The organism is Streptomyces sp. SLBN-8D4 (assembly GCF_049739545.1).
In the GTDB taxonomy this organism is placed as follows: Bacteria; Actinomycetota; Actinomycetes; order Streptomycetales; family Streptomycetaceae; genus Streptomyces; species Streptomyces canus_C.
Genome location: NZ_JBMGQC010000001.1, coordinates 8,558,678 through 8,574,712, shown reverse-complemented (window position 1 = coordinate 8,574,712; position 16,035 = coordinate 8,558,678). Strand labels below are relative to the sequence as shown.

Annotated in this window: 12 protein-coding genes and 1 pseudogene; 6 read left to right on the top strand and 7 right to left on the bottom strand. The window is 67.3% G+C overall.

Translation table 11 applies throughout. The annotated features are described in order from the left end of the window. Positions 1 to 291 precede the first annotated feature (291 nt). Positions 292 to 573 (top strand): nucleotidyltransferase domain-containing protein, encoded by a 282-nt coding sequence (locus tag RKD20_RS38790; RefSeq protein ID WP_424883419.1) that lies wholly within the window; start codon positions 292 to 294, stop codon positions 571 to 573. Between the two features lie 621 nt (positions 574 to 1,194). Here RKD20_RS38790 and RKD20_RS38785 read toward each other — a convergent pair. Next, positions 1,195 to 3,225: a type I restriction enzyme subunit R domain-containing protein gene (locus tag RKD20_RS38785; RefSeq protein WP_424881764.1), complete on the bottom strand. Its 2,031-nt coding sequence runs from the start codon at positions 3,223 to 3,225 to the stop codon at positions 1,195 to 1,197. A gap of 20 nt (positions 3,226 to 3,245) precedes the next feature. Between RKD20_RS38785 and RKD20_RS38780 the strand changes: the two genes are divergently transcribed. Further along, a complete protein-coding gene (locus RKD20_RS38780) occupies positions 3,246 to 3,368 on the top strand; it encodes a hypothetical protein (protein ID WP_424881763.1) in 123 nt (40 codons plus the stop codon). Between the two features lie 351 nt (positions 3,369 to 3,719). Here the strand turns inward: RKD20_RS38780 and RKD20_RS38775 are convergent, their stop codons facing one another. Next, a complete protein-coding gene (locus RKD20_RS38775) occupies positions 3,720 to 3,869 on the bottom strand; it encodes a hypothetical protein (RefSeq protein WP_424881762.1) in 150 nt (49 codons plus the stop codon). Between the two features lie 579 nt (positions 3,870 to 4,448). Here RKD20_RS38775 and RKD20_RS38770 point away from each other — a divergent pair. Further along, positions 4,449 to 6,458: a GDSL-type esterase/lipase family protein gene (locus tag RKD20_RS38770; protein WP_424881761.1), complete on the top strand. Its 2,010-nt coding sequence runs from the start codon at positions 4,449 to 4,451 to the stop codon at positions 6,456 to 6,458. A 517-nt stretch (positions 6,459 to 6,975) separates the two neighbouring features. Here the strand turns inward: RKD20_RS38770 and RKD20_RS38765 are convergent. Further along, a complete protein-coding gene (locus RKD20_RS38765; RefSeq protein WP_424881760.1) occupies positions 6,976 to 8,649 on the bottom strand; it encodes a molybdopterin-dependent oxidoreductase in 1,674 nt (557 codons plus the stop codon). A gap of 26 nt (positions 8,650 to 8,675) precedes the next feature. Further along, complete coding sequence (locus RKD20_RS38760; protein ID WP_037682106.1) at positions 8,676 to 8,879, bottom strand: hypothetical protein; 204 nt, start codon at positions 8,877 to 8,879, stop codon at positions 8,676 to 8,678. 217 nt (positions 8,880 to 9,096) lie between these two features. Between RKD20_RS38760 and RKD20_RS38755 the strand changes: the two genes are divergently transcribed. After that, positions 9,097 to 10,344: a sensor histidine kinase gene (locus RKD20_RS38755; protein WP_424881759.1), complete on the top strand. Its 1,248-nt coding sequence runs from the start codon at positions 9,097 to 9,099 to the stop codon at positions 10,342 to 10,344. An 18-nt stretch (positions 10,345 to 10,362) separates the two neighbouring features. Then, complete coding sequence (locus RKD20_RS38750) at positions 10,363 to 10,998, top strand: response regulator (protein WP_424881758.1); 636 nt, start codon at positions 10,363 to 10,365, stop codon at positions 10,996 to 10,998. Between the two features lie 372 nt (positions 10,999 to 11,370). Here the strand turns inward: RKD20_RS38750 and RKD20_RS38745 are convergent, their stop codons facing one another. Continuing rightward, positions 11,371 to 12,576: a glycoside hydrolase family 5 protein gene (locus RKD20_RS38745; protein ID WP_424881757.1), complete on the bottom strand. Its 1,206-nt coding sequence runs from the start codon at positions 12,574 to 12,576 to the stop codon at positions 11,371 to 11,373. Positions 12,577 to 12,745: 169 nt separating this feature from the next. Continuing rightward, a complete protein-coding gene (locus RKD20_RS38740; RefSeq protein WP_424881756.1) occupies positions 12,746 to 13,468 on the bottom strand; it encodes a GH12 family glycosyl hydrolase domain-containing protein in 723 nt (240 codons plus the stop codon). Positions 13,469 to 13,788: 320 nt separating this feature from the next. On the opposite strand from RKD20_RS38740, the gene RKD20_RS38735 reads away from it, so the two are divergent. Next, positions 13,789 to 14,859, top strand: a complete 1,071-nt coding sequence (locus tag RKD20_RS38735; protein ID WP_424881755.1) for a LacI family DNA-binding transcriptional regulator — start codon at positions 13,789 to 13,791, stop codon at positions 14,857 to 14,859. A 150-nt stretch (positions 14,860 to 15,009) separates the two neighbouring features. Here RKD20_RS38735 and RKD20_RS38730 read toward each other — a convergent pair. Next, a pseudogene (locus RKD20_RS38730) lies at positions 15,010 to 15,945 on the bottom strand (LysR family transcriptional regulator). Between the last annotated feature and the right edge of the window lie 90 nt (positions 15,946 to 16,035).

Genomic DNA, 16,035 nt, shown 5'->3' with positions numbered 1-16,035 from the left:
CTCACGCACGCGAACAGCAGTGTGGCCCTGCGGACGGGGGATGCCGCAGGGCCACACTCGCACCGTACCGCGTCTGTCCGTTTCACGGTGGCTTCCTCTCGCTGAATGCCGATGTGGTCCCCGCCCTCGGCAACCCAGCGCGGGGGCGCTCGTGGATTCACTCTGCAGTGCGCTCTCGCCTTGGCTTGTGGCCCCTAAGGTCCAAGCAGTGGTCGTGGGCGGCAAGGGAGTCCAGGTGAAACGTGAACGGGCAACGGAGATGCTCGACAATCTGGACGCAGGCAGTCGCCCCTGGATCTCGTAGACGAGGTCTATGTATTCGGTTCCTACGCCCGAGGCGCGCTGCAGCCAGGCGACCTCGACGTGGTGGTCGTCCACCGGACCGACACCGAATTCAACGAACACGTCGTCGGCGCCCTCATGCACGGGCTGGATCCGATGGCGGGCATGAAGCGCGCACTCAAAAGCAGCAAACGCGGCTTCCAGTTCCAGTTCAACCAGAACGACCGCCTCCCAGAAGGCTCCGAGCCGAGGCTGCTGTGGAAGCGGGGCGACACCCGCGCCTCAGCATAGGCACGGCTACAGGAGATGACAGCGGACCCGTCCGCCAGCCGTGCGCCACGTGACGCGATGATCGAGCAGTTCGAAGGACTCGACCGGTGGATCCCCCTGCCCGTGCGCACCCGGCTGGTGGAACTGCTGAACGCCGGCGGGATCGAGATCCGCCGCATCGAGCTGGCGGCTGCCGAGCCCACGAGCCCGGCAGCCGTGGCCGCGCTGGGGCGCCGCTGGAAGCCGGACAGCCCGCTGCGCCGCGCAGCCGCTGCCGCAGTGCGCTATTCGGAGGACACCGGCATGTCCCCGCCGTCCGTGTGGCTGCAGGGACAGCCACTCGACCACCGACGCGACCAACGGCGCCGGCGCCCTGTGGATCAACCTCGGCTGGTACCACTTCGACCAGCTCGTCTTCCGGCTCCGCGAGGGTGCCCAGAGTCTGGAGGTCGTCCGCCCCACCCAGACGCAGTCACTTCACGCCCTCCACATCACCGTGTGCGACGCCACAGTCCTGCCCCCGTTGTAGCGGCGCCAGCTGGAGTGATGACGAAAACGGCGCCGAGCAGGAGACAGATCAAGGCCCAAGCAGCGCAACGAGGCCCGGCAACCGCCGCAGGTTGCCGGGCCTCGTTGCGCACGTCAATCGACGAGATAGTGGGCTTCGACGTAGGCGACGGTGGAGCCGTAGGGCTCTCCCACCGGCTTCAACATGTACCGGCGGAAGACTGCGGCGGTGGCGCGGCGGACGCCGCGATTGCGGGCCTCGGCGTTGTCCCATGACTGGGCGAGGGTGCGCTTGACCACCTGGTCGATCTCCTCGGCCAGGTTCTGCTCCGTGACGGTGAGGCCGGGCGGCGCGTGGTCGTGGATGATCCGCGACAGGACACCCACGTGGTCGTCGTCCAGTACGACGGCTTCGTCGGGGTGCTTCTCGGCGTTCACGATGGCACGGGCGACCCGGAGTGCTTCGGCCAGGAACTCCAGGGCATCTTGAGCGTTCTGGATGATCCGGTCCCGCAGTTGCCTGATCCGCTCTGCCAGGGCGGTGTACTTCGCGGACCCCGGTTCGACGCCCTTCTCGAGGGCGGCCTTGATGTGGTCCAGGATCTCCGCCGCCGACGGTGGCCTCTTGTCCTCACTGTCGTCCTTGTCGGGCTTGGGACGGACGAGGGTCAGCAGTTCCTTGAGGATCGTGATGCCCTGGGCATCCAGGACGAGGGCTTCTTCCTGGGAGGCGGCCACCGAGAAGGAGTGGACGTGGGCGTTGATTATCTCCAGGACCATCGGCCCCAGCTCGCCCAGTCGCTCCTTCCTTTCCTCGTCGGAAGACTTCTTGAACAGGGTCGTGTACGCAGACCCGAAGAGCCCGAACCCGTCCTGGTACTTGGCGACCCGCTTGTCCGTGTTGATGAGTGGATACAGGCGGGCTAGAAGCCGGTAGTTCTTGCTGAAGACCTCGGCGGCGTCAGGGTTGGCGTCCAGGAAGCCGTTGATGACACGTACGGACTCGTATCCGTGGGCCGTGAGGTCCAGGCCGTCCACGTCTGCGAGGAGGTCTTCGATGCGGGCGAAGGTGGTGCGAAACTCGGCGACCAGATCGGTCAGGTCGGTGACGAACCCGCCTCCTTTGCCGGCGGACCCCTCCGAGGTGGGGTCGACGACCGCACGCTGGACCTCTTCGGCCAGGCTGATGTAGTCCACGACCACGCCGGTGGTCTTCACGAATCCGGCCGGGGACACCCAGGTGCGGTTCGGGCGGGTGATCGTCTGGAACAGGTTGTGAGCCTTCATTGGCTTGTCCAGGTAGAGGACGCCCTCGTTGGGAGCGTCGAACCCAGTCATCAGCTTGGCCGTCACGACCAGGAAGCACAGCGGGTCATCGGGAGTGAGGAATCGCCGCTTCTGGTCCTCCTCGTCGACCTCGGAGAGCCGGTAGGGCCGCATGGCCGCTTCCTCGGTCTTGGCGTCCGAAACATGGATATTCACCTCTGCGGTGATCCGATCGTGCTTGCCGACCTCGGCGAGTACCTGCGCCGCCTCGAAGCTGGCCAGCAGCTCGTTGAGCTTGTCCGTGTATGCCACGGCCAGCTCACGGTTGTAGGCGACGACCTGCGCCTTGAGGCCATTGCGGTAGGTGCCGGCCAGGTAGTGGTCGACGATGTCCTGGCAGACCGTGTGGATGCGTTCGGGGTTGGCGAACACCGAGGTGAGGCGCCCGAACTTGCGGGACAAGGTTTCACGGTCGGGGTCGTCGAGGTCGAATTCGTCGGCGAACTGGTCGAACTCGGCCTGTAGGGCCCGGTCGTTCATCTCGAAGGTGACCGGGTGCGGGTCCAGCATGACTGGAACAGTTGCCTCGTCCTGGAGAGACCGGGATACCGAATACCGGTGCAGCACCCTGTTCGGGTCGGTCTCCTCACCGAAGAGGGCGAAGGTGTTGGTGGTGAGGTTCCTGACGGGTGTGCCGGTCATGCCGAAGAACTTCGCGTGCGGCAACGCTGCGCGCATCTGCCCTGCCAGGGACTCTTCCTCGGATGACTGGGTGCGGTGTGCCTCATCGACCAGCACGATGATGTTGCGGCGGGTCGACAGGTTCTTGCCGGCGTCCGCGAACTTGTGGACAGTCGTGGAGATGACGCCGCGCACATCGTCAGCCAGCAGGGAACGCAACTCCTTGCTGTGGAGGGCTGGTGGAGTACTACGGGGCCCGGCTCCATGAGCTGTCCCGGATGTATGACGATCAGGAGATGGCGTACCGGCACCTCCTGCAGTACTCGGACGGCTTCCTGGAGGACTTCCCGGGTCAGGCGTGAGCCGCCCACCGATGACTTGACGGGATCAGCCTCGGCCAACTTTTGCGCCAGGCAGGATGACCACCATGGGATCGGGAATGTGGACGGAGCTGATCGGCCTCGCAGGAGCTGTGATCGGTGCTGGAGGAGTCATCCTGGGCGGCTGGCTACAGCAACGAAACCAAGCCATCCAGCGCCGCCGCGGCGGCCCGCCGGTCATCCTCCGTCCCGGTGAGGCCGTGCAGGTCGCGCAGGAAGCAGCCGAGGTTGTTCAGCCGCAGCGGACGGTTCGGGGACGAGCGGGGGCGTCGCGTCGACCGCCTCCCGCAACAGGGAGATTGCCTCGTCCAGGTCCTCCCGCCTGCCGCTCGGTCACCAGCGGCGCCACAGCGCGCCCCCGGTGTTGGCAGCGATCCGGCCGCGTTCCGGCGCCGGCGCGGGCAGCAGGTCCAGGGCCTCGGCATGGGCGGCGAGACCCGTGTCGAGGTCGTCCGGGTTGGCGTCGCGTTCGTAGCGGTCCATGAGGGCGTTGCCGAGGTTGTCGAGGAAACACCGGCCGGTCGGGGGTCGTGCGGCCGGCCAGGGTGACCGCCGTGTTCACTGCCGAGGATGAAGAGGAAACGGCGGGACAAAGGGGTCTCCTTGAGGGTGCGTGGGCGACTGCCAGCGTGAGCAGTCGCGCCAGGCGGTGTATTGGTCTGCCGTGTCCCAGCGGTGCCGGTCGAACCGACGTCACGTGACATAGTTCCCGCCGCGGCGGACGATGCGGATCATCAGCTCTGGAGGAGTGTGGCGGCCAGTTTGAGTACGATCGGTAGCCGCTCCACCAGGCCTTCGCTGCGGCACGGCATCCACTGTGCTTCACGCTGCGCGATACAACGAGTAGACAGTTTTGGGACGACTCCGATACGTACCACTGCTGTTGGTACGTCTGGCAGTAGCAAACAGGACTGACACCCTCCACCGCCGAGAACTCAGCCGAACGCCAGCTGCAGCGGTGAATTGCCTGCCTCACGCGAACCCTTGACGCTGAACCGTTTCATTGCTTCTCTCGAAAGGCTGCTTCTGGGAGCGCTCCCACCCCAGCCGAAAGGGACCCCTGTGCAGACCACCCCCCACGCCACCCCCCATGTCACCTCCTTACGCCACCTCGCCCGTACCCTCCCTGCGCTCGTCACGGCCGTTCTCGTCGCCTGCCTGCTGTCCTGGACGGGAAGCTCCCCCGCCCAGGCCGCGCCGGGTGACGGCTCGGTCTCCGACCCCAACATCGCCTACGTCGGGCGCTGGGACACCAGCGCAGGCACGGCGGCGGTGCCCTCCTGGACCGGCGCCTACCTGCAGACGGCCTTCACCGGCACCACGGTGAAGGTCAAGGCGAGAGACGCGGTCAACCTGTACGCCAGCATCGACGGCGGCCCCGACGTCTTCCACGCGGGCGTGCGCGGCACGGTGAACCTCACTCCCCGGCCGTTGTCCGCCGGCACCCACACCCTGCGCATCTCGTACCGCTCCGGCGACACCGTCTTCCAGGGCCTGGTGCTGGACCCCGGTGCGCGCACGGTCGCGCCGAACACCCCGTCCAGGCTCGTCGAGTTCGTCGGCGATTCCATCACCGCCGGCGCGCTCACGGACCGGCTCGCACTGGACTCGTACGCCTGGAAGACCGGCGAGCGACTGGGGGCGCGCCACACCCAGATCGCCCGATCCGGCTACTGCCTCGTCGCCCAGTCCGGATGCACGGGCCTGAGCACACAGTTCTTCAGGACGGCGAGCGCGGGCGGCCAGAACTGGGACTTCTCCCGGTACCGGGCGGACGCCGTCGTCATCAACCTGGGCACCAACGACATTGGCCACGGAGTGACCGGCGCCGCCTTCCGGTCGGCGTACACCAAGTTCCTCGCCGACCTGCGCGCCACGTACCCGAACGCGCGTCTGTTCGCTGTGCAGACGCTCAAGAAGCGCTACGTCAACGAGACCAAGGCGGCCGTCACCGCCCGCACCAACGCCGGCGACAGCGGGGTGCACTACGTCGACACCGCGGGCTGGCTGACCGACGGGACCGACTACGAGGACGGCAACGGGCATCCCAACGAAGCGGGCCACACCAAGTTCGCGAACCGCCTCGCCCCCGTCATCGCCGCCCGACTCGGCGACCCCGCGTCCACCCTGGCGGCCGCTCCCGGCCAACCCGGCGACCCGAACATCAAGTTCGTGGGCCGCTGGGACACCAGGACCTCCACCGCCTACACCCCGTACTGGGCGGGCGCCTACTACCGGGTCGGCTTCACCGGCCGGACCGTCCAGCTCAAGCAGCGCGGGACGATCGACTTCTGGGCGAGGATCGACAACGGCCCGGTGAAGTTCTACGACGACGTCAGGGGGACGGTGAACCTGACGCCCTCCCCGCTGTCCGCCGGCAACCACACCCTGCAGGTCAACTACCAGGTGGTCGCCGGTTCGTACCGGGGTGACGCCGTCTTTCAGGGGCTGGTCCTCGACAGCGGCGCCACGACGTTCGCACCGTCGGCGCCCGGCAAGCTGATCGAGTTCGTCGGCGACTCGATCACGGTGGGGACGACCTCGTCGCAGAACGCCCGCACCGCGTACGGCTGGCTGATCGGGGAACGGCTCGGCACCGAGCACACCCAGATCGCCCAGGGCGGCGCCTGTCTGGTCGCCGCGGCGGACGGATGCGTCGGCCTGGAACGGCAGTTCACCAAGCTCAACCCGAACGCGGCCACCCCCGACTGGGACTTCTCCCGATACCAGGCGAACGCGGTCGTCATCAACCTCGGCACCAACGACGTGGGGCACGGGGTCAGTTCCGCGCAGTTCCAGACGGCGTACACCAGCCTGCTGCGCAAGGTCCGCACCGCGTACCCACAGGCGTGGATCTTCGCATTGGAGACCTTCCGCGGCCGGTACGTCCCGCAGACCCAGGCGGCGGTCAAGGCAGCCGTCGACGGCGGGGACTCCCGGGTCTCCTTCGTCGACACCACCGGCTGGCTGGGTTCGGGCGACCTGACGGACTCGGTCCACCCCAACGACCAGGGGCACCGCGTCATCGCGGACCGGCTGGCACCGGTCATCGCGGCGCGGATCGGTATGTGAAGGAGGGCCGGGGCCGCCGGACCGCGACGCGCAGGCGGGCGCCTCCGCTGCCCTGCGCGGGCGCCCGGCCCCGGCCCCGGCTCGACGGCGAGATCGCCGCACTTCCCTCCCTTCCTCTTGACCGCGTCGAACACAAGGCTCGATTCGTCGTCCAACCACATCGCGGGTAGATGCCGATCGTCCTGCTCGACGGGTCACCTCGCTTGCCGGGAATGCTCGGGATCGCCTCGAACGTGAGGCACCAGCCAGGCTCCTGCCAGGTGTGCTCGGGCACTGGCACCTTGCGCTCGTACTCTGTGCCGACGCGGTCGGGGGCAGGCTCGCGAGCCGCTGTGGATCTCCTACTCGTGCTGGTAGCGAGCGGTTGTCCGACCCCAAGATCATCCGCCGACGGGCCACCTCGGTGTTCGGTGAGTACGAGCGGCGCTATCAGCAGCCCAGTCGCTCACCGCGGCGACAGCCGCAGCCCTTTGAAGATTCGAGCCTTCAGGCGGGAACCCCGCCCGGCGGGAAATGCTCAGGCAACCGTGACCTTGATCGTGTGCCGGCCGGTCGCCCCGTCGGGCAACGGCTCGTGCACCTGTCCTGTCTGCACCTGGCCCGTGTTGTCGGTGGCGCGTACGTGCAGCCGATGCTCGCCGGGCGTCGCCTGCCACGGCCAGCTCCACTGCCGCCATGTGTCCACCGACGGCACCGCCGCGAGCTGTGCCCGCTGCCATGGCCCGTCATCCACGCGGACCTCCACCGCGGACACCCCACGATGTTGCGCCCACGCCACCCCGGCCACCATCACCAGACCTTGCTCCAGACGCCTGCCCGCAGCCGGTGTGTCGATCCGCGACTGTGTCTTCACCGGAGCCAGCACCGCGTAATCCCGCCGTACCCAGTAGGCGCTGAAGTCCGAGAAACGACTCAGCTCCAGCTCCGTCAGCCACTTCGTCGCCGATACGTATCCGTACAGCCCGGGCACCACCATCCGGACCGGAAATCCGTGCTCGACCGGCAGTGGCTCCCCGTTCATCCCGACCGCCAGCAACGCGTCCCGCCCGTCACGCAACGCCGCCGTCGGTGTGCCGGCCGTGTAGCCGTCCACGGAACGGCTCACCACCTGATCCGCGCTGTCATCCGGCTCGACTTCATCCAGCAGATCCTTGATCGGTACCCCCAACCACCGCGCGTTGCCGACCAACTCGCCGCCGACCTCGTTGGACACGCACGCCAGCGTGATGTAGCGCTCCACCATCGGCCGTGCCAGCAATTGCTCGTAGGTCAGCGTCAGCGGCCGTCTCACCCGGCCATGAATGCTCAGCCGCCAGTCCTTCGGTTCCATCTGCGGCACCGTCAAAGCGGTGTCGATCCGGTAGAAGTCCGCGGTACTGGTCACAAACGGCTCCACTCCGGGCACGCCGACGGAGACCTTGGCGGGCAAGGGTGCTGCCGGGCTCGACGGCGACGGGAGAACCACCGCGGCCCGGGCCGCGGCCACACGCTGTGCCCAGAGCCGGCGTCCGCCCGGTACGGCCACCGCGGCCGCACCGATCGCCCCGACCGCCAGCGCGAGAAACCTCCGTCGGCCCGGTGGCTGTCCCGCGCCGTCCACCACCGGGGGGTCGGCATCCGACGACGGCGAACGGCCGCCCTGTACAGGGGCGGGGACTTCCTGCGCCACCCCGTCCGTATCCGGGCCGGTGTCGTCCCCCAGGTCCTCCGCCGATACCGGGGCACGGCGCGGCAGGGTGCGGCGCAGCAACACCAGGAGGCCGGCAGCGGCCAGAGCACCGGCCACTGTCGGCACCGGGTACGCCCACGTGGCGCTAGGCCGGGTGGCTGACGCGAGTACGCCGATCATCCCGAACACAGCGACGCCGACCAGCCCGTACCAGAGCCGGCGCATGGCCAGTACACCGATGAACGCGGCGAACACCGCCAACACCAGCACGATTCCCGCCTGCAGTGCCAGCTTGTCGTACGTGTAGAACACCGCGACGGCGAACTCCTTGACCGGGGTCGGCGCCGCGTCCACGGCGACGCCACCCACCGCCACAAGGGGCGCTGACGGCCCGCCCGTCGCGGCTGCCACCAACTCACCGAGGCCCAGGGCGAGTGCGGTGGCCGCGACGCCGGCAAGCTCGCCGTACCACTGCTTGGGCGGCCTTCCCGGCGCCGGCCGATCCGTCTTCTGCGACTCCATGTCTATACCGGACATCTGATCGGCGCTTATCGGCTCACCCGGCGCAGCCGGGCGAAGCCGACACCCAGCACGACCAGACCGACGATCGCCACGACCGGCCCGACGACCGCCCACAGCGTCACGCCGCTCATCGCCGAGCCCTTCATGACGTCGAGTCCCTGCAAGGTCCAGCCCACGCCGACAAAGGCAAGCAGTGCGCCGAGGCCGAGGACGAACCAGTTCTTCTTCATGGGGTATCTCCAGGTGTGGAGCCGAAGTGCTCGACATCGAGCGTGACGGTTCTGTGGCCCCAGCCGCGACAACGTGTGGTGGGACCCCGTTGTCAACCGATCGACGTACGCAAGGCTCCACTGGTGCGTGGACGCTCCTCGACACCGAGTCGGGCACTGTGGATCCGGGCGCCCGTAAACTGGCGGCCAGATCTCGGTGGGCGAAAGTGGGCAGGTCGTGACAGTGCGCAGCACCGTCGACTTCGGACACCGCTACCGCGTCGGATGGCATGTCCTCGTCGGCGCCGTCGCGATACCGCTTGCCGTCGCCATAGCGGCCGACGTCTCCGTGGCGCTCGGACAACGCCTACTGGCCCTCGGTACGCTCACTGTCATCGTCGCCTGCTACGCCCTGGTCGCTCCGCGGGCCATGGAAAACCGCGACGAGCGTTGGGGTGCGGCCTATTTCGCCGTCCTGGCGGTCGCGTTCCCGCTCCTGCTCGCCATCGCCCCGATCGCCGGCGCACTGCTGTTCGCGCTCTGCCCACAGCTGTTCGTGATGGTCGCGAGGTGGCGGGTACGCCTACCGCTGTTGTTGGTCCTCTACGCCGAGCTCGCCTGGGCCATGGTGGCGCGGGCCGGAGTCAGCCGCTACACGCCGGCGATGGTCGGCGTGACCGTTCTGGCACCCATGACCGTGACGATCCTCGTGGGCGCCTATCTGACCGGCATCCGCGAGCAGAACCGCAAGCGGGCCGCGCTGATCGAGGAACTGACCCGGACGCGGGCCGCATTGGAACGCGCAGGCCACGAGGCCGGCGTCCATGCCGAACGCGAACGCCTGGCTGCCGAGATCCACGACACCCTGGCACAGGGCTTCACCAGCATCCTCATGCTCGCCCAGGTCGCACGGACGACCCTGCGCCGTGATCCGACGGCCGCCGACGGCCAGCTCGACATCCTCGAGAAGACCGCCCGCGAGAACCTCGCGGAGGCACGCTCGCTGATCGCCGCATCGGCCCCGGTCGACCTGACCGGCCGCAGCCTCGCGGATGCGCTGGACCGGCTAGCCGCCCGGCATGCTCGCGACACGGGTACGCGCGTCGAGGTCTCGATCGTCGGCGAGCGGTCCGGCACATCCACCGGCACCGACATCGCCCTCCTGCGCACCGCGCAGGAGTCCCTGGCCAACATCGGCAGGCACGCCGCCGCCACGACGGTGCGGATCGAACTGCGCCACGATTCCGACCTCATGGCACTGGCCGTGACCGACGACGGCCAAGGCTTCGACCCGGCCACCGTCCGGGGTGGATACGGCCTGCTCGGCATGCGCACCCGCGCCTCCACCCTCGGCGGAACCTGCACGGTGCGATCGGCTCCCGGCCAGGGCACCACGGTGCGGGTCGAGCTGCCGCCGCCCCCGGCCGAGCAGGCGGAGCGTAGCCTGCAGCCTGTGCTCGATCTCAGCTCCACACCCGACCACTGAGCGGGCGGAACCGTCTCGATGACTGTCCAGATCCTGATTGTCGATGACCATCCCGTCGTACGCTTCGGCCTCCGCGGCATGCTCGAGGCCTACGACGACCTGCGGGTCGTCGGCGAGGCCGGCTCCGGCGACGAGGCGATCGTCCTCGCCGCCGCGATGCGCCCGGACGTCGTCCTGATGGACCTGCGGATGCCGGGTACCGATGGCGCCACCGCGACGGCGCACATCCGTCAGGAGCACCCCGGCATTCGCGTGCTCGTGCTCACCACCTACGAAGGTGACGCCGACATCCTGCCGGCGATCGAGGCCGGCGCCACCGGTTACCTGCTCAAGGACACCCCGATCGGTACCCTGACCGACGCGATCCGGGCGGCGGCCCGCGGTGAAACCGTCCTCGCCCCGCCGGTGGCCGCCCGGCTGGTGACTCACCTTCAGGCTCCGGCCGGGGAGCAGCTGACCCCACGCGAGGTTCAGGTACTCGGCCTCGTCGCGCGGGGTCTGTCCAACGGCGAGATCGGTCGGCAGCTGTACATCGGCGAGGCGACGGTGAAGACGCACCTGCTGCGAACCTTCGTCAAACTGGGTGTCAACGACCGCACCGCAGCCGTCACCGTCGCGCTGTCGCGCGGCGTCCTCACCTCGCCACAACGGTGATCTCCGCATGACGGCCATCGCGTATGTCGGGCGACTCGCGCCCCTTGGATTCAACAGCGCGCGGTTGCCGGCTTGTCGGGTGGCCGTGAGGCCACGGCCCGGTGCGCGTCTGAAGGGTGTCGTCACTCACCGGCCGGTTCCCGTGGGGGCACGGCCGTGGAGGACCGGGATGCCCTGGCGTTCACCCGGTGCATGGGGTGATCGAGCACGACAGGATGGGCAACCAACAGGGCTCCCACGCCGATGAGTTGAGACTTCGAACACCTTCCTCAACGACAGGGGAGCCTTGTGCGGTGCGGCATCTGACATCGCCACCCGTTCAATGGCCACGATGTCGGCACCTGGTCATCCTGGTTCAGGCCCATGCCGTTGTCACTGCCCAACGCCGCTCATGACGGCGTTGACGATGCCCGGTTGGATCACGGTGTAGGAACGTCGGTCGAACAGGCCGAACCCGTACTGTCCGTTCACACCGTTGTCCCAGTAGACGCTGACTTCCCCGTACTTCTTGGCTGTGGCCACGAGGGTGTGCGCAAAGTCAGCACGGTATCCGTTGTTCGCTGAGTCGAACGACGACTTGTCGATCGCTCCGTACTCACCGATGACTACCGGGTATCCCTTCGTGACGAATCCGTCATGCATTTTCTTCAACTGCGCGTCCAGATAGTCCTCCTGCCCCCAGGTGGACGTCTTTGACGGGTTGATCGCAGTCGGGCCCCACTGCGTGATGGCCCCGCTTTCCGTACCGGCGAAGTCCCACGGATCGTAGTAGTGCACGGAGATCATGATCCTCTGCTGGTTGCTGGGAACGGAGGAGGATCGATAGCGATCGGCCGGAAGCGCGAAGCCGTAGTTGCCCGCGGTGTAGTCGATGTTTGTGTTCCAGCCGGGGATGAGCAACCATCGTGAACTGTTGTTGCCGCCGGCTTTCCGCACCGTGTCCACGAAGATCTGATTATAGCTGTTGATATTCGAGTAGCACGGTTGGGTCGGTTGGCCGAAGTCCCCGGTGAACTCTTCGTTCATGGACTCCAGGATCAGGTGCTGGTCGTAGCTCTGGAACTTCGACGCGATCTGTTGCCAGACCTTCTGGTACTTGGCCTTGATTTCCGTCTGGGAGGACGAGTCACAGATCAGCCAGGAGCCGTTGACCGACTTGTAGCCGTCGCCGTGCATGTTGATCACTACATACATGCCTCGACTGTAGGCGTAGTTGACGACTTCCTGGACTCTGTTCAGCCAAGACGAGTTGATCGTGTAATTCGGGCCGGCCCCTATGTCACGCAGATAGGAGACAGGGATCCGGATCGTCTTGAATCCTGCAGCCCGCACCTTGTCGATGAGAGCTTGCGTGACCGCCGGCTGACCCCACGCTGTCTCGCTGGGATATCCGTTGGTGTTTGCTTCGAGCTGGTTCCCCAGATTCCAGCCCGCGCCCATATCGGCAACAATCTGCAATGCGTCCAACTGGGCCAGTGTGTCGGCAGACGCCTGATCCGCCGAGCCGCAAACAGATGCGGCCGCTGCCATGATGACGGCAACGAGGACGGCTCTGATCTTCATCGTCTTCACAGCCATTGACGTTTTCTCTCTTCCGGTCCTGGGATGCCAAGACCACGTGGATGCACCTGACGCCGAGCCGTGGCGACCATGGCGGCTCGACACCCTGCTGGAGCGTGTGGCGCGGGGTGGGCTCCCGCACGTTTCCGTTGCGGGGCCGGCTCGGGCACCCGCGTCGGCTCAGTGCTCAGAATCCGACCGCGCCCCAGGAGGTGGCCGTGTAGGTGCCAGGGCCGTACTCCCAGCCGGCCATGACGCTGTTGAGGTACTGGCTGCTGGTGTAATAGCCGTTGCTGACACCCCAGTTGAGGAACGGGGAGAGGCTGCCGGACCACCATCCGGACCTTCCGGTGTCCAGGTAGCTGATGGTGTGTCCACCACTTGGCCAGCTGTACGTGTAGATGTCCCAGGTGCGCCCGCCGAGGCTGGCGTTCGTCCTGGTGGGCACGGCGCTCCCCGAGGCGTCGTAGCAGTCGGACAGCGGCTGCGCGTTCGACCAGTTGAGCCAGATCATCAACTCGTTCTGGGAATTGCGGTTCGTCGGTGCCGCGGTGGGGTCGATGAAGATGTCGTAGGTGGCGTCGTAGTACACGCCCGGCCGCGGGGACGACGTCTGGGAGAACCACGAGTTGTTGCCGGGGTTGACCGCACTGAGCCGCTTGGGGTACCCGGTCACCGGTGACCGGGTACCCCAGTCCTCGCCGTTGACCATGACGGTGAAACCGTTGGCGTCCGCGGAGTTCACACCCCAGGAATTGTCGTTGGTGTACCAGCTGGTGTCACTGCCTCCGGTGGTGGTGAAATGCTTGAAGTAGTACGTGCCCGACGCCGCCGAGGCGACGTTCGGAACGGCGAAGACGAGTGCAAGAGCCGCAAACAGGGCGCCCCACTCCAGGCGATAGATTTTCATCGCACCTTCTGTGATCGGATCGATGATCGAGCGCGCGCCGACCGAAGCCGGGAACGGTGCGCGTGACGCGAAGGCCAATCGAAATGAATTCGACGGCCGTTGAGATGGTGGGCCATTCCGCACCCTCGACGCAGGTATGGCGACCGTGCTTGTCGAATTTCCAGTCGAAGCGCTTCGACGGAATATTCGAAGATCTGGTTCCGCTTCTTCCAGACGAGAAGATAAAGTCATGCCGCAGTCATGACAACAGGCGCCAGGCTAAAAACATAATGTCCCACCAGGGACTTGTGGAGACGGCACGTTAACGTTAACGTGCCTCGATGCGCGACGCTCCTCGACCTGGTGCCGGATCCGACGCGAACGGCATCACGTCGTCCTCCACGGCCAGTGACCGGCCCGTGGTGCTCGGCGACGTGGCACGGCGAGCGGGTGTCTCGGCGATGACCGTCTCCCGCGTACTGAACGAGCGGCCCGGGGTCGGTGACGACACTCGCGCTCGTGTGTTCGCTGTCGCAGCCGAACTCGGCTACCGACCCAACAGGCTTGCGCAGGCACTGGTGACCGGCAGGTCGCAGGTGCTGTCGGTGGTGAGTTTCGACACCGCCCAGTACGGTCCCGCGGCAACGGTCTTCGGCGTCGAACAGGCGGCTCGCCAAGCCGGCTACGCCGTGCAGATCACCACGTTGCGCTCCGGCGACCCATTGCCCGCCCGAGCCGTCGTGGAGGGCCTCGTCTCCCAAGCGGTCGCCGGCCTCATTCTCGCGGCGCCGCACGACTGGACCGCGCAGGCATTGCGGCACCTTCCCGCCGACCGGCCCGCGGTCGCGCTCGACGTCGACATCGAACAGGAGGGCGTCCCGGTGATCGGACTCGAACAGACGACAGGAGCACGCCAGGCCACGGAGCACCTGCTTGCTCTCGGCCACGACACCGTGTGGCACGTCGCAGGGCCGAGCGACCAGCCATCGGCCCGAGCCCGCGAACGCGCCTGGCGAGAAGCCCTGGTCGCCGCCGACAGAACGCCACCGCACCCGCTAAGGGGCGATTGGAGTGCACGGTCGGGCTACGAACAAGGGCGGCGACTGGCCGACATACCCGGTGTCACCGCCGTCTTCGCCGCCAACGACCAGATGGCCCTCGGAGTGCTGCGCGCCCTGCGCGAGGCGGGCCGCGACGTGCCGGGCGACGTCAGCCTGGTCGGCTACGACGACATCCCCGAGGCCGAATACGTGTGGCCCCCGTTGACCACGGTGCGGCAGGACTTCGGCGAGGCCGGGCGTCGCGCGCTGGAACTCCTCGTCGCCCAGATCGAGGGCCGGCCGAGAACCGGAACCCTGGTCGCGCTGCTGCCCGAACTGGTCGTGCGGGGCAGCAGCGGCCCTCCTCCCTGACGGCGGAGCGGAACCTGCGGTACAGGAACGAACCGGCGAACCGGCCAGAGCCGCAGCAGCTGTTCACACCGGATCCACGCGGCGGCCGCCCGTCCGGCGTCGGCTGCGGCCTGGAAATGTCATCCGCCTCTGCAGGGCATGGCCCCACCCTCATTTCGGCGGACGGGAGATCGTAGGCCGACCGGCTTCCATCATCTCGGCGACCCGGGCCGTCGTCTCCCGCAGCCACATGTGCGCCGCGTCGTGCATGTGGACCGGATGCCACCACAAGGCCTGCTGGATCGGCACGGCGTCATAGGGCGGTTCCATGATGCGGACGTGTGCGAGTCCGTCCAGCTCGTCGGCGAGACGCCTTTGAAGCAGAGCTACCCGGCGGGTGCCCGCGACCAGGAGTGGCATCAGCTGGAAACTGTCGACGGAGACCGCCACGCGCGGCTCGATGCCGAGCATGGCAATCTGACGGGCGGCGGGGGCATCGTAGGCTCGTTGGTACGTCACCCACGGCAGTCGGGCCAGGTCGTGGAGGGTGAGCTGCTCGCCGACCTCCGGGTTGTCGTCCGCGACGAGGAAGACTCAGCTGTCCTGGTAGAGCTCGACCGTGGGGAAGCCGCGAATGATGCCGTGGGGCAGCAATAGCCCGTCCACGGTGCTGAGCAGCGACCCGGTGTCGTCGATGATTTCGTTCGGCACCTGTTTGAACCTGAGCCGGATGCCTGGTGCCTCGGCTTGGACGGTGCGGGCGAGTTCGGTGCCGAAGACGGCGACCGCGTAGTCCGAGGCGATCAGCGTGAACTCGTGTTCCTCGCGGGAGGGGTCGAATTCTGCCTGACTGGCGAAGACGCGCTCCAGCAGGTCGCACGCGGTGGTGGTCCGGTCGAGGAGGGCCCGCCCGAGGGCGGTCAGTTCGTACCCTCCGCCCACCCGGGCGAGCAGGTCGTCGTCGAAGTGGCGGCGCAGCCGGGCCAGAGCGGCGCTCATCGCGGGTTGACTGAGCCCGATGCGCTGGCCGGCCCTGGTGACGTTGCGCTCCTGCAGGAGGGCGCGCAGGGCAACGACGAGGTTGAGGTCCAGGCTGGCCAAGTTCACAAAGCATCCCAATTCCGGAGCCGGCCCCATCGGTATTCACCGGCTGGATTCACCTATACAGGAAATCGATTTCCCTGATTGCAATCTACC